This window comes from Clostridium sp. (assembly GCF_051650885.1).
Lineage (GTDB): Bacteria > Bacillota > Clostridia > Clostridiales > Clostridiaceae > Clostridium.
The window spans coordinates 20,755-46,969 of sequence record NZ_JBOFRG010000141.1 but is presented as its reverse complement, the minus strand read 5'-3'; the positions used below and the strand labels follow the sequence as shown (position 1 = coordinate 46,969).

24 protein-coding genes, 1 pseudogene and 1 riboswitch are annotated in these 26,215 nt (G+C 30.4%); all 25 genes and pseudogenes read left to right on the top strand.

The genetic code is table 11. The features are described 5' to 3' along the window. Window positions 1–138 precede the first annotated feature (138 nt). Window positions 139–1,053: pseudogene (locus tag ACRC28_RS06985) on the top strand (ribonucleotide-diphosphate reductase subunit beta); the annotation flags it as partial. Window positions 1,054–1,177: 124 nt separating this feature from the next. Beyond that, window positions 1,178–2,308 (top strand): 1-propanol dehydrogenase PduQ, encoded by a 1,131-nt coding sequence (locus tag ACRC28_RS06980; protein ID WP_438542729.1) that lies wholly within the window; start codon window positions 1,178–1,180, stop codon window positions 2,306–2,308. A gap of 186 nt (window positions 2,309–2,494) precedes the next feature. Beyond that, complete coding sequence (eutS, locus tag ACRC28_RS06975; protein ID WP_438542728.1) at window positions 2,495–2,845, top strand: ethanolamine utilization microcompartment protein EutS; 351 nt, start codon at window positions 2,495–2,497, stop codon at window positions 2,843–2,845. A gap of 2 nt (window positions 2,846–2,847) precedes the next feature. Continuing rightward, window positions 2,848–3,282 (top strand): EutP/PduV family microcompartment system protein, encoded by a 435-nt coding sequence (locus tag ACRC28_RS06970; protein ID WP_438542727.1) that lies wholly within the window; start codon window positions 2,848–2,850, stop codon window positions 3,280–3,282. A 14-nt stretch (window positions 3,283–3,296) separates the two neighbouring features. After that, window positions 3,297–3,872: an ANTAR domain-containing response regulator gene (locus ACRC28_RS06965; RefSeq protein WP_438542726.1), complete on the top strand. Its 576-nt coding sequence runs from the start codon at window positions 3,297–3,299 to the stop codon at window positions 3,870–3,872. A 4-nt stretch (window positions 3,873–3,876) separates the two neighbouring features. Next, window positions 3,877–5,265 carry a histidine kinase N-terminal domain-containing protein gene (locus ACRC28_RS06960; protein ID WP_438542725.1) on the top strand — a complete coding sequence of 463 codons (1,389 nt, stop codon included), beginning with the start codon at window positions 3,877–3,879 and terminating at the stop codon, window positions 5,263–5,265. Between the two features lie 139 nt (window positions 5,266–5,404). Then, window positions 5,405–6,838, top strand: a complete 1,434-nt coding sequence (eutA, locus tag ACRC28_RS06955) for an ethanolamine ammonia-lyase reactivating factor EutA (protein ID WP_438542724.1) — start codon at window positions 5,405–5,407, stop codon at window positions 6,836–6,838. Window positions 6,839–6,855: 17 nt separating this feature from the next. Then, window positions 6,856–8,223 carry an ethanolamine ammonia-lyase subunit EutB gene (locus tag ACRC28_RS06950; protein WP_438542723.1) on the top strand — a complete coding sequence of 456 codons (1,368 nt, stop codon included), beginning with the start codon at window positions 6,856–6,858 and terminating at the stop codon, window positions 8,221–8,223. A 15-nt stretch (window positions 8,224–8,238) separates the two neighbouring features. After that, window positions 8,239–9,126: an ethanolamine ammonia-lyase subunit EutC gene (eutC, locus tag ACRC28_RS06945; protein ID WP_438542722.1), complete on the top strand. Its 888-nt coding sequence runs from the start codon at window positions 8,239–8,241 to the stop codon at window positions 9,124–9,126. Window positions 9,127–9,145: 19 nt separating this feature from the next. After that, window positions 9,146–9,799: an ethanolamine utilization microcompartment protein EutL gene (eutL, locus tag ACRC28_RS06940; RefSeq protein ID WP_438542721.1), complete on the top strand. Its 654-nt coding sequence runs from the start codon at window positions 9,146–9,148 to the stop codon at window positions 9,797–9,799. A 6-nt stretch (window positions 9,800–9,805) separates the two neighbouring features. Further along, window positions 9,806–10,387 carry a BMC domain-containing protein gene (locus ACRC28_RS06935; protein WP_438542720.1) on the top strand — a complete coding sequence of 194 codons (582 nt, stop codon included), beginning with the start codon at window positions 9,806–9,808 and terminating at the stop codon, window positions 10,385–10,387. Next, complete coding sequence (locus ACRC28_RS06930; protein WP_438542719.1) at window positions 10,387–11,862, top strand: acetaldehyde dehydrogenase (acetylating); 1,476 nt, start codon at window positions 10,387–10,389, stop codon at window positions 11,860–11,862. The genes ACRC28_RS06935 and ACRC28_RS06930 overlap by 1 nt, the downstream gene beginning before the upstream one ends. A 59-nt stretch (window positions 11,863–11,921) precedes the next feature. Further along, window positions 11,922–12,209 (top strand): ethanolamine utilization microcompartment protein EutM, encoded by a 288-nt coding sequence (gene eutM, locus ACRC28_RS06925; protein WP_438542718.1) that lies wholly within the window; start codon window positions 11,922–11,924, stop codon window positions 12,207–12,209. Between the two features lie 70 nt (window positions 12,210–12,279). Beyond that, the gene (locus ACRC28_RS06920) at window positions 12,280–13,050 is read left to right on the top strand and encodes a cobalamin adenosyltransferase (RefSeq protein WP_438542717.1); all 771 of its coding nucleotides are present in this window, start codon (window positions 12,280–12,282) and stop codon (window positions 13,048–13,050) included. A 13-nt stretch (window positions 13,051–13,063) separates the two neighbouring features. Continuing rightward, window positions 13,064–13,696: an ethanolamine utilization phosphate acetyltransferase EutD gene (eutD, locus tag ACRC28_RS06915; protein WP_438542716.1), complete on the top strand. Its 633-nt coding sequence runs from the start codon at window positions 13,064–13,066 to the stop codon at window positions 13,694–13,696. A gap of 13 nt (window positions 13,697–13,709) precedes the next feature. Further along, on the top strand, window positions 13,710–14,339 hold the full coding sequence (locus ACRC28_RS06910) for a TIGR02536 family ethanolamine utilization protein (protein WP_438542715.1): 630 nt from the start codon (window positions 13,710–13,712) through the stop codon (window positions 14,337–14,339). 9 nt (window positions 14,340–14,348) lie between these two features. Then, window positions 14,349–14,612 (top strand): EutN/CcmL family microcompartment protein, encoded by a 264-nt coding sequence (locus ACRC28_RS06905; protein ID WP_438542714.1) that lies wholly within the window; start codon window positions 14,349–14,351, stop codon window positions 14,610–14,612. After that, the gene (locus tag ACRC28_RS06900) at window positions 14,605–15,171 is read left to right on the top strand and encodes a BMC domain-containing protein (RefSeq protein WP_438542713.1); all 567 of its coding nucleotides are present in this window, start codon (window positions 14,605–14,607) and stop codon (window positions 15,169–15,171) included. The genes ACRC28_RS06905 and ACRC28_RS06900 overlap by 8 nt, the downstream gene beginning before the upstream one ends. A 13-nt stretch (window positions 15,172–15,184) precedes the next feature. Beyond that, window positions 15,185–16,279: an ethanolamine utilization protein EutH gene (gene eutH / locus ACRC28_RS06895; RefSeq protein ID WP_438542712.1), complete on the top strand. Its 1,095-nt coding sequence runs from the start codon at window positions 15,185–15,187 to the stop codon at window positions 16,277–16,279. 2 nt (window positions 16,280–16,281) lie between these two features. Continuing rightward, a complete protein-coding gene (locus tag ACRC28_RS06890; RefSeq protein WP_438542711.1) occupies window positions 16,282–16,755 on the top strand; it encodes a cupin domain-containing protein in 474 nt (157 codons plus the stop codon). 7 nt (window positions 16,756–16,762) lie between these two features. Beyond that, window positions 16,763–16,940, top strand: a riboswitch (cobalamin riboswitch). A 167-nt stretch (window positions 16,941–17,107) separates the two neighbouring features. Beyond that, complete coding sequence (locus ACRC28_RS06885) at window positions 17,108–22,078, top strand: DUF4430 domain-containing protein (protein ID WP_438542710.1); 4,971 nt, start codon at window positions 17,108–17,110, stop codon at window positions 22,076–22,078. Between the two features lie 3 nt (window positions 22,079–22,081). After that, the gene (locus ACRC28_RS06880) at window positions 22,082–22,840 is read left to right on the top strand and encodes a DUF4430 domain-containing protein (protein ID WP_438542709.1); all 759 of its coding nucleotides are present in this window, start codon (window positions 22,082–22,084) and stop codon (window positions 22,838–22,840) included. A gap of 130 nt (window positions 22,841–22,970) precedes the next feature. Continuing rightward, complete coding sequence (locus ACRC28_RS06875; protein WP_438542730.1) at window positions 22,971–23,831, top strand: energy-coupling factor transporter transmembrane component T; 861 nt, start codon at window positions 22,971–22,973, stop codon at window positions 23,829–23,831. 1 nt (window position 23,832) lies between these two features. Beyond that, window positions 23,833–25,518, top strand: a complete 1,686-nt coding sequence (locus tag ACRC28_RS06870) for an ABC transporter ATP-binding protein (RefSeq protein ID WP_438542708.1) — start codon at window positions 23,833–23,835, stop codon at window positions 25,516–25,518. Next, window positions 25,497–26,186 carry an ECF transporter S component gene (locus ACRC28_RS06865; RefSeq protein ID WP_438542707.1) on the top strand — a complete coding sequence of 230 codons (690 nt, stop codon included), beginning with the start codon at window positions 25,497–25,499 and terminating at the stop codon, window positions 26,184–26,186. The genes ACRC28_RS06870 and ACRC28_RS06865 overlap by 22 nt, the downstream gene beginning before the upstream one ends. Window positions 26,187–26,215: the final 29 nt, after the last annotated feature.

Below are 26,215 nucleotides of genomic sequence, written 5' to 3'. Positions count from 1 at the left end.
TATTTAATTCATCACAAAATCAGACTCGGTGAAACAGGAAGATATAATACGAAAAGCTTTGGAGAAAAACTAAAGCATAAGTTGTATCACAGTATAAATGTCTACATTTAGATAGAAATGTATGTATTTTTCGTATCGGTATCGGATTGGTACAGACAAGGAATGAATAATTTCTGGATACCAGAAGAAATAAATCTAGCACAAGATTTAAAAGATTATAAAAGATTAACTGACGAAGAAAGAATGGCATATGACAAGATACTTTCATTTTTAATATTCCTAGATTCAATACAAACAGCTAACTTAGGAAATATAAACAATTATATAACAGCAAGTGAAGTAAATCTTTGTCTTACAATACAAGCATTCCAAGAGGCAGTACACTCACAAAGTTATAGTTATATGCTTGATACAATTTGTTCGCCAGAAAAAAGAAATGAAATTCTTTACCAATGGAAAGATGACCAAATTCTTTTAAATAGAAATAAGTTTATAGGAGAGCTTTACAATAATTTCTTAGAGACTCCAAATAAACAAAACCTTGTGAAAACTATAATGGCAAACTATATATTAGAAGGAATATACTTCTATTCAGGATTTATGTTCTTCTATAACCTAGAGAGAAATGGTAAAATGCCAGGTTCAGCACAAGAGATAAGATATATAAACAGAGATGAGAATACGCACCTTTGGTTATTTAGAAGTATTATAAGAGAGCTTCAAAAAGAAGAACCAGAATTATTTACAGAAGAATTAAAAGAAGAACTAAGACAAATGATGAAAACTGGTGTAGATAATGAAATTGAATGGGGACACTACGTAATTGGTGACAGAGTTCAAGGGATAAATAAAAAGCTTATCGAAGATTATATAAAATACCTTGGAAATATGAGATTAGAAGCTATAGGGCTTCAAAAATTATATAGAGGATATGAAAATAATCCTGCAGAGTGGGTTGATAGACAATCAGATGCAAACTCAGTAAAAACTGACTTCTTTGAAGCAAAATCAACAGCTTATGCAAAGGCTGCAACATTAATAGATGATTTATAAAAGAATTGACAATTTATAGAATATTGTAGTATATTTTAAATACACAATGTGGTGTAAATAGAGCAAAGAAGCTCCATAGTAAAACTATGGAGCTTCTTTTTTTATAATAAGGAAGGGAGAAATTATGGATACATTCAAAATTAAAACAGAAGTAGTGTTTGGTGAAGGGTCATTAGCATATTTAGAAACACTAGAAAGTAAAAAAATATTTTTAGTTACAGACCCATTTATGGTCAAAAGTGGTGGAGTAGATAAAATTAAAAGTTATTTAATTGGAAAAGAGATATATGTTTTTGATGGAATAGTCCCAGATCCACCAATAGATGTAGTTGTATTAGGAATAGAAAAAATTAAAAAATTTAAACCAGAAGTAATTATTGCATTAGGTGGAGGATCTGCAATTGATGCAACTAAAGCAATAATGGATTTTTCAAAGAAAATAATGAATTTAGAAGACGTTAAAATGATAGCGATTCCAACAACTAGTGGAACAGGTTCAGAAGTAACATCTTTTGCAGTAATAACAGATAAAGAAAAAGGAGTTAAATATCCACTAGTAGCAGACTCCTTATTGCCAGATATAGCATTATTAGAGCCAGAATTAGTAAGGACAGTACCAAACTTTATAACGGCTGATACGGGAATGGACGTATTAACCCATGCTATTGAGGCATATGTTTCAATTAAAGCAGATGATTTTAGTGATGCTCTAGCAGAAAAAGCAGTTGAATTAGCATTTGCGTATTTATTAGAAGCTTATAAAAATGGAAATAACATTGAAGCTAGAGAAAAAATGCATAATGCATCTTGTTTAGCAGGGCTTGCATTTAATAAAACTTCATTAGGATTAAATCATGGAATAGCTCATGTTATTGGTGGGAAATTTCATATACCTCATGGTAGGACAAATGCATTACTATTACCACATATAATTGAGTTTAATGCAGATATACAAGGATACACAGCTAGAGAGTATTCAAGAGCTGCACAAAAATATGCGAAATTAGCTAAATTAATAGGGTTAGAAGGAAATAACACTAGGGTGTTAGTTAAAAAGCTTATAGATAGAATTAGAGAATTACAAAAATTAATGAATATGCCAACAACTTTAACTATGTGTAAAGTAGACAAGAAGGATGTTGATAAAGAAAGTGCATCTATAGCAGAGTTAGCAATGCTTGATGCTTGTACAGCTACGAATCCAAGAGAAGCTAAAGAACAGGATATAAGGAATATTTTGAATAAGATAAAATAAAAAATTAAATAAAAAGAAATAAAATTTAAAAAAAGTTGACAATTTAAGACTATTTTTTTATAATTAAATTATCACAACGGAGTGATTTGATTCAAGCAACGATGCTTCTTAAAGGTTTTCATAATTTTTATAATTGAACCTTTAAGGAGTTTTTTTATTAAATTATATAAAGAAAAGAGGGGTAATATGAGTGATGATTCAAAACAAAGAATTATACAGGAATATGTACCAGGTAAACAGGTAACCCTTGCACATATAATAGCTAATCCTAGTGAAGATATTTATAAAAAATTAGGTTTAGTTAGTGAGCATAGAGATGCTATAGGAATAATGACTATAACACCAAGTGAAGCGTCGATAATAGCAGCAGATGTAGCTACAAAAGCTTCAGGAGTAGCATTAGGATTTATAGATAGATTTAGTGGGTCAGTTGTAATAACTGGAGATATAAGTTCTGTAGAATCAGCATTAGATGAGGCAGTAGATGTTTTAGGAAATCTTCTTAATTTTTCATCTACTACAATAACGAGGACATAAAAATGGGAAAAGTAATTTTTATGGGAAAAACAGGTTGTGGTAAAACAACTTTGTGCCAAGCATTAGATAAGTTGGAAATTAAATATAAAAAAACACAAGCAATAGAGGTATATGATAAAGCGATAGATACGCCAGGGGAGTATATAGAAAATAGAGGTTTTTATAATGCATTAATAGTAACAGCTGTAGATGCAGATATAATAGCGTTTGTATACGATTGTACGTCGGATGAAAATTATATAGCACCAGGATTTGCAAGTGCATTCTGTAAAAAAGTTATTGGAATCATAACAAAGATTAATAAAGTTGATAGTAATAAGAAAGTTGAAATAGCTGAAGAGAGATTAGCTTTAACTGGAGCAGAAAAAATATTTAAAGTAGATACAGTGGATGAAATTGGAATAAAAGAATTGTTTGATTACCTAGAGGAAAATTAATCGAGGTGGACAAGATGAAAAAGACTATAGTAGTTGTCGATGATGAACCTATTATAAGAATAGACACTGTAGAAATGTTAGAAGCAGAGGGATACGAAGTGGTAGCAGAGGCTTCTGATGGGTTTGAGGCAATAGATATTTGTAAAAAATATAAACCAAATTTAGTGGTGATGGATGTAGATATGCCACTTTTAGATGGGATTAAGGCTAGTAAAGTAATAATAAAAGAAAATTTGGCTGGTGGAGTTGTTTTATTAACTGCTTTTGAAGACAAAAAGTATAGGGATATGGCGAAGGAAGTTGGAGCATATGGATATGTAATAAAACCGATAAATGAAAAGGTGTTAATTCCAACTATTGAAATGTGCCTATCAAAAGTTATAGAATTTGAAAAGTTAAGAAAAGAATTTGATAAGTTAAATAATAAATTAAACGATAGAAAATTAATAGAAAAAGCAAAAGGGATTCTTATAAAAAAACTAGATATAGGTGAAAAAGAAGCTTTTGATAGTATTAGAAAATTAAGTATGGACAAGCGCACAACTATGGTTGAAATAGCTAAAATTATTATTATTGGGTATGAGGGATAAATCAATGATAGAGGTGTTATGTGGAAGCTATACAGACTTAAATGAAGATGACATAATTAAAATACAAGAGATATCAAAATCACTAAAAATTATGGCAAACTTTTATGAAAGTGATGTGTTTATAGATGTGTTATGCAAGGATAATAATAATGCAATGGTTATAGCACATGCAAAGCCAGATAAAGTAGAAAGTTTGTATATAGATAAGGTTGTTGGAAAAGTTGCATTAGAACAGAATGAGCCAGCAGTTTTAGAAACATTAAAAATTGGTAACGTTAAGCGTGATATTAAAGCACTTACTCAGGAAGAGAAATTAGTTAGGCAAAATATACAACCAATTTTAAATGGTAATAAAGTAGTTGGAGTAGTGATTGTAGAAAAAGATATAAGTGAAGAATTAGAAAGCGAATTCAAAGTTGATATGAGTTTAAAAGATAAAAACTCAAAAGACTTCTTAGAATTAATAAAAGATAGTAATATTATTACTGATAATCTTCATGAAGCAATTTTAGTTTATGATGAAAAAGGAACACTTATCATTAATAATAACAAAGCTAGTAAAATATATGAGAAACTTGGAAATGTTATTAATGATAGACAACATTTTAATGAGATATCATTGGGGAATAAAACTTTTACAGAAGTAACTAAAATGAAAGAAAAAGAAATAGTAGAAGTAAGAAGAGGAAATCTATATTTTAAAATAAGTAGAATAATTTTTTATAGCGCAAAAGTGAGAGTAATAGAAATTCTAGAAGACATTACTGAAATGAAACAAAATGAAATAGAATTAATTTTAAGGTCAGTTGCTATAAAAGAAGCCCATCATAGAATAAAAAATAGTTTACAGACAGTAGCATCATTACTTAGAAGCCAAAGTAGAAAAAGCGAAAGTAATGAGGCAAAAAAATATTTAAAAGAGGCTGTAGATAGAATATTTGCAGTATCAACGACTCATGATTTATTAGCTAAATCAGAAGGTGAAAAAGTAAAAGTTAAAGAAGCTATTGGAATTTTAGTTGAGAATATAAATAAGAGCATTAGCAATAAAGAAAGTAATATATATATCAATGGTGATAATTTTTATATTACAGGGCAGAAGTTAAGTAGTTTGCTTTTAGTTATAAATGAAGTTATACAGAATTGTTATGACCATGCATTCAAAGACAAAGAGAATGGCACAATTAGAATACTTATTCAAAGTAATGAAGAAGAAAAAACTATTGCTGTGGTTGATGATGGAAACGGATACAATATAGAGGGTGCTAAAGAAAAAAATAGCTTAGGACTAAAGATAATTAAAAGCTATATGATAGATAGCTTAAAAGGAAATTTTGAAGTTATATCCAATGAAAAAGGTACTCAAACAATATTGAAATTTAGAATAGATTAAAAACTATGGACCGCGCTGTAGTGGTTTGAATTAAGCAATGAGGCTTAAGGTTGTGGAAAAAAGACTAAACATTATGTTTGGTTTGCATCTGTAACTTTAAGCCTTTTTAGTTTTTATAGTTTAGAGAGGAGGGGAAAATGTGAGAGAAGAGTTGATAAGTGTAGGAATCGATATAGGAACAAGCACAACGCAGCTTATATTTTCAAAACTTATAGTAGAAAATGAGGCATCAGCATTTACTGTACCGAGAATAAGTATAGTAGGAAAAGAAGTTGTTTATAGAAGTAATGTATTTTTTACACCATTGGTTTCAAATCAAGAAATAGATGGAGAAAAAATAAAAGAAATCATAGAAATTGAATATAAGAAATCAGGAATACAAAAAGATGAAATTCAAATTGGAGCAATAATTATAACCGGTGAGACTGCAAGAAAAGAAAATGCAAATGAAGTTTTACATACGTTAAGTGGATTTGCAGGAGATTTTGTAGTGGCAACAGCAGGACCAGACCTTGAAAGTATTATAGCTGGAAAAGGTGCAGGAGCACATATTTATGCAAAAGAACATTCTACTAGTGTAGTTAATATTGACATCGGTGGTGGAACTAGCAACTTAGCTTTATTTCTAAGAGGTGATGTTAAGGAAACAGGTTGTATGGATATTGGTGGAAGATTAATTAAAATAGACAAAGAAACCAAAAGAATAACTTATATTTCAAAGAAGATTAAAAAAATTATTGAAGAAGAAAAGTTTGATATTAAAGTAGGAGATATAGCAAATACTGAAGCGTTATCCCCGATTATTGATATTATGGTAAAGGCTTTAGAGGAAAGTATTGGATTAAGAGAAAAGGGGAAATATTTTGAATATCTAATAACTAATAAAACTATAGGGTTAGGTGTAGAGATAAAGAATATTTCTTTTTCTGGTGGAGTAGCAGATTACATTTATGGTAATGAAGAAGAAGAGGATTGGTTTAAATATGGAGACATAGGAATTCTTTTAGGAAGAGCAATTAAAGATTCAAAGCTTTGCAATAGTTTAGGCGTAGTAGAAGCATTAGAAACTATAAGAGCAACTGTAGTAGGAGCAGGGTCTCATACTACTGAAATAAGTGGAAGTACGATAACTTATACTGAAGATAAGTTTCCGATTAAAAATCTTCCGGTGCTAAAAATTAATAATAAAGATGAAATTCTAGGAAGTGCTCATTTAGGAAACACTATAAAAAAGAAAATTGAATGGTTTAAAGTGGATAATGAAGTTCAAAATATTGCAATAGCAGTTGATGGGATAAAGAATCCAACTTTTGATAATATTCAAGAGTATGCAACTGGAATAGTTGCAGGTATGGAAGAGTTAGTAAAAATAGATGACCAATTAGTTATTATTGTAGAAAATGATATGGCTAAAGTATTAGGACAAGCAATATGCTCAAGATTCAACTTTAAAAGAAAGATAGTATGTATTGATGGAATTAAGGTTGAGGATGGAGATTATATAGATTTAGGTGCACCAATAGCTGATGGCAAGGTGTTACCGGTAGTTATAAAAACGTTGGTTTTCAATTAATTGAAAGGGGTAAAGAAATGATTTTAAAAACTAAACTATTTGGGAAAATTTATGAATTCAAAACTTTAAATGAAGTTATGGCAAAAGCAAATGAAGAAAAGTCAGGTGATAGATTAGCAGGATTAGCTGCTGAGTCATCAGAAGAGAGAGTAGCAGCAAAGGTGGTATTATCACATATTACTTTGAAAGAGTTAAGGGAGAACCCAGCAGTTCCATATGAAATGGATGAGGTTACAAGAATAATTCAAGATGATGTAAATGAAAAAATTTATGATGAGATAAAAGATTGGAATGTATCAGAGTTTAGAGAGTGGATTTTAGATGAAAACACTACAGGAAGAGATATTAGAAGAGTATCAAGAGGTTTAACTTCTGAAATGGTAGCAGCTGTTACTAAGTTAATGTCTAACATGGACTTAATTACAGGAGCTAAAAAAATTGTTGTTTTAGCACATTGTAATACAACAATAGGTGAACCGGGAACATTATCAGCAAGATTACAACCAAACCATCCAACAGATGATCCAGATGGAATAATGGCTTCATTATTAGAAGGTTTAACTTTTGGTATTGGAGATGCAGTATTAGGATTAAATCCAGTTGATGATTCAGTTGAGAGTGTTACTAAGGTATTAAAACGATTTGAAGAAGTTAAACAAAAGTTTAAAATACCAACACAAACTTGTGTATTAGCACATGTTACAACTCAAATGGAAGCTATAAGACAAGGAGCACCAACTGACCTTATATTCCAATCTATTGCAGGTTCAGAAAAAGGAAATGAAGCATTTGGATTTAATGCAGAAACAATTGAAGAAGCTAGACAATTAGCTTTAAAGCACGGAACTGCAACAGGACCAAATGTTATGTATTTTGAAACAGGACAAGGTTCGGAATTATCATCAGATGCACATTATGATGTAGACCAAGTAACAATGGAAGCAAGATGTTATGGATTTGCAAAGAGATTCCAACCATTCTTAGTTAACACGGTTGTTGGATTTATAGGTCCTGAGTATTTATATGATTCAAAGCAAGTTATAAGAGCTGGATTAGAAGATCACTTTATGGGTAAATTAACAGGAATTCCAATGGGATGTGATGCTTGTTATACAAACCATATGAAAGCAGATCAAAATGATATAGAGAATTTAGCAGTGCTGTTAAGTGCAGCAGGATGTACTTATTTTATGGGAATTCCTCATGGAGACGATGTAATGCTTAATTACCAAACAACTGGATATCATGAAACAGCTTCTTTAAGAGAGATGTTTAAATTAACAGCAATTAAAGAATTTAATGACTGGATGATTGAAATGGGATTCATTGATGAAAATGGTAAGCTTACTGAAAAAGCTGGAGATGCATCAGTACTTTTAAAATAGGAGGGAGAGATAGAAATGAATGAGAAAGATTTAAAATCACTAGTTGAAGGACTAGTAAGTAAAATGGTTGACGATATTGATACAGAATCAATAGAGAAAATTGTAAAAGAAATGGCGGGAGCTAAATTAAATACAAATAGTGATGAAATAATACCAGATATTACAGAAATAGATATAAAAAAGCAATTACTAGTTAAAAATCCTGTAGATGCAGAAGCTTATTTAGAAATGAAAGCTAAAACACCAGCTAGACTAGGGTGTGGACGAGCAGGAACTAGATACAAAACTATAACAGCATTAAGAGTTAGAGCAGACCATGCGGCAGCACAAGACTCTGTTTTCTCAGATGTTGCAGAAGAGTTTATAGTTAAGAATAATTTAGTAGCAGTTAAAACAGCTTGTACTGACAAAGATGAGTATGTTACTCGTCCTGATTTAGGAAGAAAGTTTGAACTAGAAACTATAGAAGTAATTAAAAACAGATGTGATAAAGCACCAAAGGTTCAAATTATGGTTGGAGATGGATTAAGTTCAGCAGCGATAGAGGCTAATTTAGAAAATGTAGTTCCAGCTATAAAGCAAGGATTAAAAATGTATGGATTAGAAGCAGGACCAATACTTTTTGTCAAATATTGTAGGGTTCCTTCAATGGATGCAGTGGGAGAAGCAACTGGAGCAGATGTAGTTTGTCTATTAGTTGGAGAAAGACCAGGATTAGTTACAGCAGAATCAATGTCGGCATATATAGCTTATAAGCCAACAGTTGGAATGCCAGAAGCAAAAAGAACTGTAATTTCAAACATCCACAATGGTGGAACTACAGCAGTTGAAGCTGGAGCACATATAGCAGAATTAATTAAAGAGATGTTAGATAAAAAAGCATCAGGAATAGATTTAAAATAAAAGTTTGGAGGATTAAGAAATGAGGAATGAAGTACTTAGCACAACAGTTTTAGGTGTGAAAATTATATCAAATGTTAGTCCAGAGATGGCTAAAAAATTTGATTTAGAACCACACCACAAAAGCTTAGGAATTATAACAGCAGACTGTGATGATGTAACATATACAGCGTTAGATGAAGCTACAAAAGCGGCAGAAGTTGATGTTGTTTATGCAAAGTCAATGTATGCAGGTGCAGGAAATGCATCAACTAAATTAGCTGGAGAAGTTATTGGGATTTTAGCAGGACCAAGTCCAGCAGAAGTTAGAAGTGGATTAAATGCAACTTTAGATTTTATCAATAGTGGAGTTGGATTTATAAGCGCAAATGAAGATAATACAATAGTTTATTATGCACAATGTATTTCAAGAACTGGAACTTATCTTTCAAAAGTTGCGGGAGTAAGAGAAGGAGAAGCTATTGCATATTTAGTAGCTCCACCATTAGAAGCTATCTATGGATTAGATGCAGCATTAAAAGCTGCTGATGTAGAAATGTGTGATTTCTTTGCACCACCAACAGAAACAAACTTTGGAGGAGCATTACTTACAGGTTCACAATCAGCATGTAAAGCAGCGTGTGATGCTTTTGCAGAGGCAATAGCATCAGTAGCTAATAATCCGTTAGGCTTTTAGTAAGTTATGGGAAAAGCATTAGGCTTAATCGAATTTATAGGATATGTGCCAGCAGTATGTGCAGCAGATGATGCTTTAAAAGCAGCAAATGTTGAATTAATGGGAATAGAAAAAGTAACAGGTGGGATTGTAACTGTTAAATTAACAGGCGAAGTAGATGCAGTACAAGCAGCCGTAGAGTGTGCTGAAAATTCGATTGGAAGAGCTAGAAATCTTAGAGCAGCGCATGTAATTGCAAGGATTGATGATGAAGTTAATAAAATGTTAGTTGATGAAATAAATGAAGAACAACTAGAGAGAGAAAGTATTTTAGTGAGAGAGACTATTGAAGAGATAGAAACGAAGCAAAAAGAAATTATTGAAGAGATAGTGGAAGAGCCTAAAAAAGAAATTTCAGAAATAGAAAAGAAGCTAATTAATACTGAAGATGAGTTATATAAAAAAAGCTTAAATGAAATGAGTGTAAAAGACTTAAGAAAAAAAGCGAGAACTTTAAAGGTAAAAGTTGAAGCAGGTAAATTAAAGTACCTTAAGAAAAATGAGTTAGTAGATATACTATTTAAATATTACAAAGAAGGTGAAAATTAGTGGGACTTTTAGATAAAGATCTAGTTTCAATACAAGAAACAAGGTTATTAATAAATAATGCTAAAATGGCACAAAAAGAATTAGAAAACCTTAATCAAGAAGAAATTAATAAGATTGTTAAGGTAATTTCAGATGTTGCTTTTAACAACGCAGAAAAGCTTGCAAAAATGGCACATGAGGAAACAGGTTTTGGGAAGTGGGAAGACAAAGTATTAAAAAATATTTTTGCATCTCAAAGTGTTTATGAGTCAATTAAAGATATAAAGACAGTTGGAATTGTTGAAGAAGATACTGCAAAACAAACTTTAAAAGTAATGGTACCAGTAGGAGTTGTGGCTGGATTAATTCCATCAACTAACCCAACATCAACAACTATTTATAAAATTATGATTTCAATAAAATCAAGAAATTCAATAGTTGTTTCACCACATCCGAGTGCTAAGAAATCAATAATTGAAACTGCAAACTTAATAATTGAAGCTGCTGAAAAGGCTGGATGTCCAAAAGGAGCAATAGCTTGTATAAATACACCATCAATGCAAGGAACAAACGAATTAATGACTAATAAAAATACATCATTAATTTTAGCAACTGGTGGAGAAGCAATGGTTAGAGCTGCATATTCATCAGGAACACCTGCAATAGGAGTTGGACCAGGAAATGGACCAGCATTTATTGATAAGAGTGCAGATATAAAGTTAGCAGTAAAAAGAATTTTAGATTCTAAAACATTTGATAATGGAACTATTTGTGCATCAGAGCAATCAGTAGTTGTAGAAGAAAGTATTGAAGCAGAAGTGGTAAGAGAGTTAGAGAGTCAAGGAGCATACTTCTTATCAGAGTGTGAGGCTAAAAAACTATCAAAGTTTGTAATGAGAGCTAATGGAACTATGAATCCACAAATTGTTGGAAAAAGTCCACAAGATATTGCTAAATTAGCAGGTCTTGAAAATGTACCAAGTACAGCTAGAGTATTAATACCTAGAGAAACAAAAGTAGGGCATAGCTATCCATTCTCAAGAGAGAAGTTAACAACTATTTTAACATTCTATGTTGAAAAAAATATTGATGAAGTATTAGAGAAATGTAGATCAATATTACTAAATGAAGGAGCAGGACATACATTTAGTATGCATGCTAATGATGAAAGTTTAGTAAAAAGATTTGCATTAGAAATGCCAGTATCAAGAATGGTTGTAAATTCACCATCTGCTTTAGCTGGAATAGGAGCAGTAAATAACATAGTGCCAGCACTTACGTTAGGATGTGGAGCAATTGGTGGAAGTTCAACTTCAAACAATATAGGTCCAATGGATTTAATGAATGTAAGAAACATAGCTTATGGAACAAAAGAACTTGAGGATATAAAAAAAGTTGCAAATCAAAATATAAGTACAGTAAGTGGAATAGACCTTTCAGAGAAAGAAGAATTAATCAATTTATTAGTACAAAAAATTGTAAAAGAGTTAAGATAGTCAATAATTAAAATTAATTATAGATAAAAATTAAAGAGATATTTTAGGAGGAATTTATTATGGCAAACGCAAACGCATTAGGAATGATTGAAACTAAAGGATTAGTAGGGGCAATAGAAGCAGCAGATGCAATGGTTAAAGCTGCAAATGTTCAATTAGTAGGAAAAGAACAAGTTGGTGGAGGATTAGTAACTGTAATGGTTAGAGGAGATGTCGGAGCGGTTAAAGCTGCAACTGATGCTGGAGCTGCAGCAGCAGAAAGAGTTGGGGAGTTAGTGTCAGTACATGTAATTCCAAGACCACATTTTGAAGTTGATGCTATATTACCATCAGCTAAAGCTGAATAATAATACTTTGCATAAATGTGCTATCTAAAATGGATAGCACATTTTATACATCTAATAGGGGAGGGTGAATATGAGTGTTTTAACAGAGAGTAGTATAAGAAGTTTATTAGGGCGTGAAAACTTAAAGCAGTTAAAAGAATTCAAGATAAAAAGAGGAGATATTATAACTCCTTCAGCAAAATCCTATTTAGCAGAACATAGTATAAAGTTGGTTTATGTAGATAAAGATGTAGAAAAAGAAGAGATTAAAGAAGAAATCAAAATTGTAGAAGTACAAAAAGAAAAAGTATATAAATATAACACTGTTTTTGGTGCTGAATTAGAAATAAAACCAGAACATATGACACACTTAGTAGGGAATTTACTTGTATTTAAAGATCACAAAAGAATTATTTTTAGAGGGAAAGTAGACTCTCTTGAAGCAAAAATACTAGAGGTTCAGATTATTTGTTTTAAATTAGGAATGAATAAATTAGTTGATGATTTACAAGAGATATTAGAATTTGTTAGAAAAATATTGAGATGTGAAGTTTTAGATGAAAAACTAGAAAGTTTTAATATTCAAGGAATGACTGAAAGTGAGTTAAGGGAAAAATCACATAATCCTCAGAAATATTTTGGAATAGGGCATGAAATGCCTAAATATGATATGGGTGAAGTTGTTGTTGGACTTAATAGCTTGAGAACGAAGACTAGAGAGGTTGAGTTAGCTGCATATGAAGCTTTTAAAAGTGAGTATGGAGCAGTAACAAGAGAAGATTTAATAACAGCATTAAATAGATTATCCTCAGTATTTTGGATTATGATTTTTAAAGTTAGAACTGAAGAATACAAGCAGTGATTAGGAGGAAAAGATGAAAAATCTATTAAATGATATTGTAGATGAAGTAATTAGAAGAGTTAAAGAAAAAGCCTTTATTAAAGTAGAAGCATCAGGAAGACATATTCATTTAAGTCAAAAACATATTGATGAACTATTTGGAAAAGGATATGAATTAACTAAAATTAAGGACTTATCACAACCGGGACAATATGCCTGCAAGGAAAGAGTTACTCTTACAGGAAAAAAAGGAAGCATTAAAAATGTAATTGTATTAGGACCAGTTAGAGAAGAAACACAAGTAGAAATTTCAATGACAGATTCAGCAGTTTTAGGAGAAAAACCATCTATTAAACAGAGTGGTGATTTATTTGGAACTGATGGATTGATTGTATCAACTGATAATACATCAATTATATTAGATAAAGGATTAATTGTAGCTCAAAGGCACATACATGTTAGTGCAGAAGATGCTGAAAAATTTGAAGTTTTAAATAATGAAGTTGTCAAAGTAAAAGTTTTTGGAGAGAGACCTTTAATATTTGATGATGTAGTTGTAAGGGTTAGTGATAAGTATAGAACTTTTATGCATATTGACTATGATGAAGCAAATGCATGTGGATTTGCTAAAGATACTATGGCAAGGATAATTAAAAATCAAGATTAGAGGGGGAACTAGAATGGACTATAATCAGTTAATTAAAGTGTTAGTTGATGAAATATATCTAAAAATAAATTCTAAGGAACCAATCAAGGAAAGAATGATAGTCATAGGAAATAGAGAGTGTGAAAAACTTAAAGAGTTTGAAGAAAAATATTCTGTTGTGAAGTATGAAGCTAATATGGAAATGGCAGAAGCATTATTTCTAACAAATTTAAGTATAAGAGAATTAAGCAATTTATCTTTAGGTATGGCTAGTTCTGAGATAGAAGAATATATTTTAAAATATATTATGTCAGGAAGAGACGTTTACGTATTAAGTGATGGAATGGAATATAAAGAGTATAAAAAAACAGCTCCAAAGCTTTTATATAGAAAGTATGTTGAAGATGAAGAAAGCCTAGTAAGCTATGGAGTAAAATTAATTAATCATTCCACAGAAATAGAAAAAGAGAAAAATTATACGACTGAAAAAGCTAGTAGTGAAGAAAAGCAAATCACTTTAACTAAAAAACTAATTTCAGAAAGTGATTTAAGAAAACCATATATAAATGGAGTAAGGGATATTATTATCAATAAAAAAACGATAATAACACCATTAGCAAAAGATTATATACGTATAAATAACATAAATATTAAATTTTCTTAGGAGGAAGTTATGGTATTAGGTAAGGTTATTGGGAATGTATGGGCTACGAGAAAAGATGAAAAATTAAATGGACAGAAGTTTTTAGTTGTAAAGATTTTTATCAATAAAAATGAACTTAAAGATGAACTGTTTGTAGCAGCAGATAACGCTGGTGCAGGAGTTGGAGATATAGTTTTAATAACTAAGGGAAGCGCAGCTAGGTGTTCTATTGAAAAACATGAGGTTCCAGTAGATGCAACAATAGTTGGAATAGTGGATTCTATTGATGTGTAAAGAAAATAGGAGCATTTGTATATTAGAGTTTAAAACTATAGCTAAAGGTATTGAGATTTCAAATGAGATTATTAAAAAAGTGAATATAGAAATTTTATATTTTAGAAGTACTTGTCCTGGGAAATTTGTTTTCATTGCAAATGGCGATGAGGGTGAAATAACGGAAGCTATTAAGTTAGGTGGAGAACTAGGAGAAGCAGTTTTGATGGAACAATTTCAAATAAATAATGTACACAAAAATATATTAGAGGCATTAAAAGGAACTGTTAAGAAAAATGATATTGGATATGCAGCCGTTGGAATATTGGAAGTTAGTAAAGTATCAAGAGGGTTAGTAGCTTTAGATAAAACTTTAAAGAGTAGTAGTGTAGAATTAATTAGTTTGAAGATTGGATTTGGAATTGGTGGAAAGCTTGTTTATATAATTTCAGGTGAATTATCTGATATCGAATATGGAATTAATGAAAGCGAAAGATTTTTAAATAATAAAGGTATTATAGGGAAATCAATTATGCCAGTAGTTCATGAAAGTATATTAAAAGGATTAATTAGATATTAGAGAGGTAAAAGCGATGAGTATAAATGAAATTATTATCTATATAATGGTTGCATGTATGGTATTAGGTGCAATAGATAAATGTTTAGGAAATAAATTTGGAATTGGAGAGCAGTTTGAAGAAGGAATAATGGCAATGGGATCATTAGCAGTTGCAATGATTGGAGTTATTTGTCTAGCACCAGTTATTGCATCAGTATTAGGTCCAATAGTAACACCAGTATTCAATGCATTAGGAGCAGATCCAGCTATGTTTGCAGGTTCAATCTTAGCAAATGATATGGGAGGAGCATCTCTTGCAGCTAGTTTAGCACAAGACCCACAAGCTGGATTATTTAGTGGATTAATAATTGGAGCAATGATGGGAGCAACAATAGTATTTACTATTCCAGTATCATTAGGAATTATAGAAAAAGAAGATCATAAATTTTTAGCAACAGGAATTTTAGCAGGGATAATTACTATTCCAGTTGGAGCTTTTGTTGGAGGAGTAGTAGCAGGATTCCCAGTTGTGATGGTATTAAAAAACTTAGTTCCAATTATACTATTTGCAGTAATAATTGCCATTGGATTATGGAAAGCTGAAAATGCAATGATTAAAGGATTTGCAATTTTTGGAAAAGGTGTAGTAATAATAATAACTCTAGGATTAGCAGCAGCAATTGTTGAAGCATTAACAGGAATAGTTATTATTCCAGGAATGGCACCAATAACTGAAGGTATATCAGTTGTAGGAAGTATTGCAATAGTTTTAGCAGGAGCATTCCCATTAGTATTTATAATTACTAAAGTATTCAAAAAGCCTTTAATGGGATTAGGAAAAGTATTAGGAATGAATGAAGTAGCAGCGGCTGGAATGGTAGCAAGTTTAGCTAACAACATTCCGATGTTTGGAATGTTAAAGGATATGGATAATAGAGGGAAAATAATAAATATAGCATTTGCAGTATCAGCATCATTTGTATTTGGAGACCATCTAGGATTTACTGCAGGAGTAAATGAGGCGATGATATTCCCAATGATAGTTGCAAAATTAGTAGGTGGAATAACAGCAGTTCTATTAGCTATGCTTATTGCAAATAAAACATTAGGAAAAAAAGAGGTTAAATAATTATGGAAAATATGGATAGAGCTTTATTAGAGAAATTAGTAAGACAAATAATTGAGGAAAAAATATCAGGTGTATCACAAAATAGTGCAGTTGATTTTGAAAGACAAAAAGATGTTAGTGGAGTAATGTCAGTAAAATTACCAACTGTAAAAGTTGATGAAACTAACAGAATGGATACAGGGAAAAATGGAGATGTAGTATATACAAAAGATATATTCACTTTAGAAGAAAGTCCAAGAATGGGAGCTGGAATCATGGAGATGAAAGCTACAACTTTTGAATGGACATTAAATTATGATGAAGTTGGTTATGTTATTGAGGGGAATCTAGATATTCTAATAGATGATAGAAAAGTTTCTATAGGACCAGGGGAATTATATTTAATACCAAAGGGTTCTAAAATAGAGTTTTCAGTTAAAGACTATGCAAGATATTTATATGTAACGTATCCAGCAGATTGGGCAAGCCAAGCATAGAATAAAAAGTAAATCATAGGAAGTAGGTATATAAAATGTATTTAAAAGGGAATTTAGTGCAAAGCTAAAGCTGCCCCAGCAACTGTAAATAACTTCTATTAAAAAATGCCACTGTAGATGTCTATGGGAAGGGTTTAATAGATATAGTTATGAGCCAGGAGACCTGCCTATTTCTGAAATTACTATCTTTCTGGGAGAAAGGGGCAAGTGATAAAGTTTTAAGTTAATGAAATAATGGGATTATATTAAAATGAAATTTTAGTGTGATTTTATAAAGCTTGCATTTTCTCAGTAGATAGATATTCATGAATATGAATATCTATTTTTAATTTTAAGGTAAGGAGAAATAATAATGAAAAAAATAAAAAAACAAAGAATGCTAGCTATAGCTACCTTAATCGTAATATTAATAGATTTTTTTAATCCTATTATTGTGTTAGCCATAGAAAATAAAACTAATAATACAATAACATTTTCAGTAGAACAGAGAGTTTTAGGAAAGAGCGACATAGTAGGACCTACTGTTAAAAGTATAAATGTTGAAGAACAAGCATCAGTAACTTTTGATAAATTAATGAAGGAACTGAATTTAAAATATGAAAATACAGGAACCTTGGAGAAAAATTTTTATATTTCTAGTATTGAAATAAATGAAGGGGAGAAATTAGAAGAGTTTGGACATGGGGCTGTAAGTGGATGGAAATATAGTGTAAATGGAATTTTTCCAAGTGTAGGATTATCAGATTATAAATTTAATGCTGGTGATGTAGTAAGAATAGTATATACTGCTAAGGATATGGGAAAAGACATAGAGATAGTAGATAAAATTTTTGAAATAAGAGAAAAATTAGAAGAAATTAAAAAGCTTAATGAAAGTGAATATACAACAGAAAGTTTTGGGGAATTAAAAAAAGTTATAGAGCAAACAAATACCAAGATACCTACGGATAAAGAAATTGGTGAAATGATGTCAGTTACTTTAGGCAAAGGAGATTGTAACACATATACTTATAAAAAAGAGATGGAAGATTTGTATAGTTCTTTAGTAGAGAAAGTAAATAATTTGCAAAAAAGACCTGAACAGCCGGAGTTAAAGCCGGATTTTGAAATAGATATATTTAGTGGACCATGGTCGGAAAATGACTTTAATACTATTTACTTAAATAAGGATGAAGAAACAAAAAATATTTTACTTAAAAAGATGACTGAAGCACATAATTTAAAACTTAATGGAGAAAAAGTAGAACCTGTAAATGGTAAATATGTAGTTAAATTAAATCAAGGTATAAATAAGTTAGGTGTAACAAGATGGGGATCAGAATATGTAACAACAATAACAGTTAGAAAAATATCGTATCAAGTAATCGGTAATGTGCATCCAGGAGAAACAATAACAATAAAATTTGATGGATTAGATGTGCCAATTAAGCATGTTCAGGGAAACTATGAATTGGAAAGAACAAATTTAGAATATAGTTCAGACATTGTGGGATTAAAGAAAATAGAATCTGAAATAATAAATGGTAGCACAGTTGATTTAGAAAAGTTATCAAAATTAACTTTTACAATTCCTAAAGAAACTGAAATAGGAGAGTATACTTTAAAAAATGGTACCATTTATCAAGATTGGTTTGGAGTATCGTTAGGTGGGTATACACACGGATATTTTTCAAAATTACCAGAAATAAAACTTAATATAACAAAGGGTGTTGATACATCAAAAGCTAAAGAAATAGAATTTGAAAAGTGGAGTAACTATGATAAAGTTTTTATATTAGAAGATAAAATTCAGATTAAATTAAGTGATATAGAAGAAAAAAGAGACGTAAAAGTAAATTCAGAAGTAGTAAATCCAATTGGTGGAAAATATGTATTTGAATTATCACTAGGGCAAAATAAAGTGTCAGTAGATGGCAAAGAAAAAGAATTAACAGTAAAAAAAGTAAGTTATGACGTATTAAATAAAAATAAAATTACTCCAGGTTCTAAGGTGGAAGTTCAACTTAGTGGAATAGAGGAAAGTGTACAAAAGGAATCAGGAAGAGTAAACCCTAATGGAGCGCACACAAGATACAACACTAATTTAAGTGGATTAGAAGTAGTGGAATCAGAAAGAACAGGTAAATATTCAAATGTAGAAAGAGAAGTTTTAAATAAAATAACTTTTACTATACCAAGTGATGCAAAGCCAGGAACTTATAAATTAACAAGCGGAAGAGTATGGCAGTCTTGGTTTGGTGGTATTTCAGTAGATGGAGCAGTTGGAGGACCAGAAGGGTCATTACAGAAGGATTTCTCAATTTTACCAGAGATTAATTTTAATGTAAGAGAAACTGCTGAAGAAGACGGAGTAAAACCAAGTATTTCTACGACTATTGAAAATGATAGTACAGTTGAAACATCAACATATCAATTTAAAGTTGTAGTTTCAGACAATGTAGATAATGGAATTATACCTATTGTAAAAGTTAATGGACAAGTTATAAAGGAAGAAGCAGGAAACTATAAGACTATTTTAGAGGAAGGTAAAAATGAAATTGTTATTGAAGCAACAGACCTTTCAGGAAATAAGGCAGTAGAAAAATATAATGTGAATTTAAAAATAAAATTAAGAGAAGGTTCAGGGATTATATTAAATACAAATAATTTAGAAATGAAAAAAGGGGATACGCATCAAATTATTGCAGTAGATACACCAGATAGAAGAAGTAATTCAGATGATGAAACAGCTTATATGAAATATGAGGTCATTGAAGGCAGCAATGTTGCATCTGTAGATGGAAGAGGTCAACTTAAAGCATTAGAAGCAGGATTGGCAAAGGTAAGCGTAAAATACCCAGGTCTATCAAGACCAGAAATTATTTATGTGAATGTAAAAGACGAAAATAGTAATATGCCTATCAAAACTTCTATAAAAGAAACTAAATATGACACCATTTATTTTGAAGGGGACAGTTATGATTATGATTTTACAGTAGACGTAAATAGTTATGCCGTAGTTAAAGTTAACAATGAAGTAATAGAAAAAAATAAAGACGGAAAATATACTGCTAAGTTAATAGAAGGACATAATTTTATAAATATAGCAGTTGCTAATAATGGAAAAACAATTTATAAAACATACAATTTAAAAGCTAAAAAAACAAATATAGAGATTTTGAATTTAACAAATCCAGGAAAAGAAATAATTCAAGGTGATAAAGTTGGAGTTAAATTTAAGGGGTTAGAAACTCCAGTACCAAAGTTTTTAAGAGTATTTAATCCTATTAGGACAAGAGTGAGCTATAAAACTACAATTCCAAGGATAGAAACTATATTTGGGGCAGGAACACAATATGATATTGCAACAAATAATATGATTGAATTTATTGCCACAGAAGTTGGAAGTTTTGAATTTACAGAAGGAACTATAAATGAAGCTTGGTGGGGAAATGATTTGTTTAGTGAAAGAGACATTACAGGAGAAGGTCCTAATATAGCAGCACCTGAGTTTGTAAAAGAGTTTTCAACACTTCCAAGTTTTAAAATTGAAGTAAAAGAAAATAAAAATTACAAAGATAAAATAAATACTGTATTAGAAAATAAAGAAGAATTAAAGGCAGGAGATGAGGTTGTACTAAAGATAGAAAATCTTGAAATGCCAGAAGCAGATAGAGGGAAAATATTACAAGCATACACAAAATTTAATACAAATATTTCAGGGGTAGAGGAAATTACATCAGAAGATGGAAAAGATAAATTTGAAAATTTAAAGACCTTAAAATTTAAGTTACCAGGGGATATTAAGCCAGGTAAATATACCATTACCAATGGAAGAGTATTTAAAGAATGGGATGGAGGGGCACTTTATGATGAAAAAGAATTTTATAAAGGAGAAATTCCAGCAATAGAAATAGAGGTAAAAGATGAAGAGGAAGAAGAAATACCTGATATAGGTGATGTGATAGAACCAAGTATGACAGTGGATGAGGGAATAAAACACGCAATAGATTGGATAAAGAAAAACACTCCAAATCCTACATTTGGTGATGAATGGGACATACTTGGAATAGTAAGGTCAGGGGAACTTAATAATAAAGATTATATAGAAAAGTATTATAATAATTTAGAAAAAGTTGTGAAAGAGAAAAAAGGGAACTTAACTAAAAATAAATATACAGAATATTCGAGAGTTGTTTTAGCATCAGTTGCTATTGGGAAAAATCCAGAGAATATTGGCGGATATAATTTGCTTGAAAAGTTATATGATTATAAAAATGTATCTAAACAGGGATTGAATGGAACTATATTTGCATTAATTGCTTTAGATTCAAAGAACTATGAAATTCCTAAAACAGCAACTAATAGTAGAGAAAAAATGATTAATGATATTTTAAAAGAACAATTAGTAGATGGTGGATTTGCATTAGTAGGAAATACAGGAAATGTTGATGTAACGGCAATGGCTATTCAAGCATTAAGTCGTTATAGAGAAAGACCAGAAGTTAAAAATACGATAGATAAAGCAGTAAACTTTTTATCAAAAGCTCAATTAGATAATGGTGGATATAAGACAGATGGAATTGAAAATGTCGAAGCATCAGCACAAACTGCCATTGCATTAACTAATGTAGGAATTGATTTAAAAGATGAAAGATTTATAAAAAATAAGAATTGGATAATTTCTAATATAATGAGTTTTGCTAATAAAAAAGGTGGGTTTAATCATGAAAGAGGATTAAATGAAGCAAATGATATGGCAACAGAACAAGCGTTAATAGGCTTGGTATCATATAAAAGATTTATAGAGAAAAAAAATAGCATTTATGATATGAATGATGTGGAAGCAGGTATCGAGAAACCAGAGGGTGAAGGGGGAAATCCTAGTGTTCCAAATCCTGACATAGATAAACCAGAAATAGAGAAACCGCAAACAGAAAAGCCAGAAATAGAGAAGCCGCAAACAGAAAAGCCACAAACTGAAAAACCGCAAACAGAGAAACCACAGGTAAATAGACCGGTTATAACAGAGACAAGTAGTAGCAAACCTAGTAATAAAAAAGAGGAAATAACAGATAATATAGAATTAAAAAATGATAAGGACAATGAGGCAGAAACAACAGATTTAAAAGAAATGAAAGAAGAGATTTCTGCATTAAGAGATGAGATAAATAGTTTAAAAGAGCTATTAAAAGAAGAGGAAAATCTTAAATTAGCAAGTGAAAAGAATAATCAAGGAAATATGCAAATAATATTTATGGCATTAGCAGGGATTTTTGGTTTATTAGCTATTAAGGAAATAGTTTTAAAAGCAAAGAAAAAAGAAGAGAATAAAAAGGGGTAAATAATGAAAAAAATAATATTATTTTTAGTATGTGCTATAGCATGTGTAGGGATAGCATTTGGGTTGAATCAAAACAGTCAAATGAGCACTGAAAATGAAAAGATTATTTTAGAAAGAGAAAATAAAGACGAAATAGATAAACAAAAAGATACGGAGAACATTGGTGCTCAGGACAAGGTAGAGAAGGTAGAGAAGATAGGAGACACAGAGAAGGGCGAGAAAAATAAAGAAGCAGAAAAAGAAATTAAAGTTAACAATGAGAATGAAATTAAAGTTAACGATGAAAAAGAAGTTGCAAAAAAAGATGATGAAGAAACATCAAAAGAGAATAATCAAGAAAATGAGCAAAAAGTAGAAGTGCCAAAAAAGAAGGAAGTAAGCATTAGCATAAATGCACAAAAAGCAGTTGAATATGGGATTAACAAAGAAAGTGGATTTACACATATACCGGCAAATGGAGTTCTTTTAGGAGAACAAAAAGTGGAAATTAAAGAAGGCGAAACAGTTTTTGATATATTGATGAAAGTTATACAAAAAACAAAATTACACATGGAATATACGGGGGGTGGAAGTGCTATTTATATAGAAGGTATAGATAATCTTTATGAATTTGATTGTGGAAAATTTAGTGGATGGATGTATTCAGTAAATGGAGTATATCCAAACTATGGTGTAGGAGCGTATAAGGTAAAGGATGGAGATAAAATTACTTTTAATTATACTTGCGATTTAGGAAGAGATTTAGGTGCACCAGTAAGATAAAACATAAAAGGGAATTATGATTTTTATAATTCCCTTTTAAATATTTTTATATATTAGCTTTTTAAATATAGAAATAGAAGGTTAATTGATAAAAATATTTTTATGCTACAGAGGAGGAAATGTTGTGAAAATGGAAAGTGAATTAGGGAGTTATCATCCAAGTGTAAGCTTTTTATATTTTATAGTAATGATAGGTGGAACAATGTTTTTTATGCATCCGATATTTGTTGGAATATCGCTTATATCAAGCATTGTTTATGCAACAATATTAAATGAAGAAAAAGCATTAGAATTATTTAAAATAGGAATGGTTTCAGCTATAGGTATAATTTTAGTAAATGCATTATTTACCCACAGAGGAATGACAGTACTTTTTTATTTAAAGGGTAATCCTATAACCGTTGAAGCATTATTGTATGGAGTTTGTTCTGGAGGAATGATATTAGCTATAATGCTTTGGTTCTGTTCGTATAATGAAGTAATAACATCTGAAAAGTTTTTATATATTTTTGGTGGAATATTACCATCAGTAGCATTGATGGTTAATATGGCATTAAGATTAATGCCTAAATTGATAAATCAAACTAAAGTAATAAGTAGGGCACAGAAAAGTGTAGGAATTGATTGTAAAAATGGTAGTTTAATTAATAGAGCAAAAAGTTGTATGAGGATAGTATCTATATTAGTAACATGGGCTTTAGAAGATGCAGTAGAAACTACTAATTCTATGAGGGCAAGAGGATATGGAGTTAAAAAAAGAAGTCGATTTTCATTATTTAAGATAAGAAGAAGAGATAAGATTATGTTAGCGGTTTTAATAATAAATGTAGTTATTTTAGTTTTAGGATATAAAAGTGGTGTAACGAGTTTAGAATTTTATCCACAGATAGAAAAAATAGTTTTTAAAATTAATTCAATTATGACATATACAAGTTTTTTATTAATGGGGATTTTACCAAGTATATTAGAGTTAACAAAAGGGAGAAGATAAGATGATTAAAGTAAATGGGTTAAGTTTTAGTTATCCGAATTCAGAAGAGAAAGTTTTGAATAATATAAACTTAGATATAGAGGAAGGTGAGTTTGTTTTAGTATGTGGAAAATCAGGATGTGGAAAGAGTACACTACTAAGACACTTTAAGCCAGAGTTATGGGTAAATGGAGAGCGAGAGGGAGAAGTGATTTTTAAAAATAAAAATATTTTAGACTGGTCTTTACTTGAAACAGCAGAAGGTATAGGATATGTATTCCAAAATCCAGATACGCAGATAGTTACAGAAAAGGTTTATCATGAATTAGCATTTGGTTTGGAGAATTTAGGGGTGGATACTCAAATTATCAGACGAAGAGTAGCAGAGATGAGTAGTTTTTTTGGAATTGAAAATTGGTTTAGAAAAAATGTAAATGAATTGTCAGGAGGACAGAAACAGCTTCTTAACTTAGCTAGTATAATAGTAATGCAACCAAAAGTGATTATATTAGATGAGCCGACTTCACAATTAGATCCTATCGCAGCAAAAGAGTTTTTAGATAATATAGCAAGAATAAACAAAGAGCTTGGGATTACTATAATTATAACGGAGCATAATCTTGAGTCTATATATTCAGAAGTGGACAAAGTAATATACATAGAAGATGGAATGATTGGAAAAATAGGAAATGCTCAAGAAGTTGCAAAGTATTTAATAGATAGAAAAGTTTCATTTGTAAAATCATTACCGACAGCAGCACAAATATATAAAGAGATAGAAACAAATATAGAAAATCATATTCCATTAACTGTTAGAGAAGGAAAGCGGTATGTGAGAAAAAGAATTGAAAAAAGATATATAGAAAAATTAGAAGATGTAAAGACTAAATTAGAAACACAGAAAAAGAGTGTGGAAAATCCTATTATTGAATTAAGAGATGTTTGTTTTAAGTATGAAAAGAATTCAAAGCAGATATTAAATAGTGTCTCTCTTAATATAGGAAAGGGAGAGGTTTATTGTATTTTAGGAGGTAATGGTACAGGAAAAAGTACAACATTAGGAATTATAGCAAATTATTTAAAACCTAATAAAGGAAAAGTAGTTATTGATGGGAAAAATATAAAAAAATATAAAGGGAATTTACTATACAAAGAAACATTAGTTTTTCTACCACAAAATCCACAAGCATTATTTGTTATGGATACATTAAAAGAAGATTTTTTAGAAGGAATGATGAGAGATAAAGTTGATTTAATAGAAGCTGAAAAGAAGATTGAAACTTTAAGTGAAAGACTAAATATAAGTAAGCTATTAAAGCAACATCCTTATGATTTAAGTGGTGGAGAAACTCAAAGAGCTGCTTTATGCAAAGTGCTATTATTAAATCCTAAAATAATATTATTAGATGAACCCACAAAAGGATTGGATGTAGACGCAAAAGAAGAAATAGGAGAACTCTTAAATGAATTAAAGAATGAGGGCATAACTATTGTTATGGTTACGCATGATATAGAATTTGCAGCAAAATATAGTGATAGATGCGGAATGTTTTTTGATGGAGAAATAGTTTCAGAAAGTAATCCGAAAGAATTTTTTGGTGGGAATAGTTTTTATACAACAGTGGCAAATAAAATTAGTAGAGAATTTTTTATTGAAGCAATAAGTTGTGGAGATGTGGTTGAATTATGCAGAAAAAATATAGTGTAAAAAATAGAAAAATAATATGTATAGTAGTACTTGCTTGTATTTATCCGATAATGTTAGCAGTACATAGTGCGTATGATAATAGAAGTTATGGTGTTTTAAGTATAATTTTTATATTATTAGCCATATTTCCATTTCTAATGAAATATGAAATGAAAAAGCCTAAGGCGAGAGAGTGGGTACCAATTGCAGTTATGGCATCAATTGCAGCTATTGGAAGAGTTATATTTGCACCCATTCCAAGTTTTAAACCGACATCGGCAATAATTATAATAACAGCAAGTGTTTTTGGAGCAGAGGCAGGCTTTTTAACAGGAATAATTTCGGCATTAGCATCAAATTTATTTTTTGGACAAGGACCTTGGACTCCATGGCAAATGTTTGCGTGGGGAGCAGTTGGATTTATTAGTGGAAGTTTACTTAAAGGACAGAATAAAACAAAAGAACAAGCTTGTATATTAGGTGGAGTAAGCGGGTTTTTATTTGGATGGATAATGAATATTTTTACGGCTATTTCTTATATATATGACGTTACAGTACAATCATTCTTAGGATTGTATATATCAAGCTTTATATTTGATTTAGTACATAGTATAGCAACTATAATATTTCTATATTTTTTATGGAAACCTTGGAGAAGTAAATTACAAAGAGTTAAAGTTAAATTTTAAAAAGTGGAGTAATTAAAAAATAGGTTCTT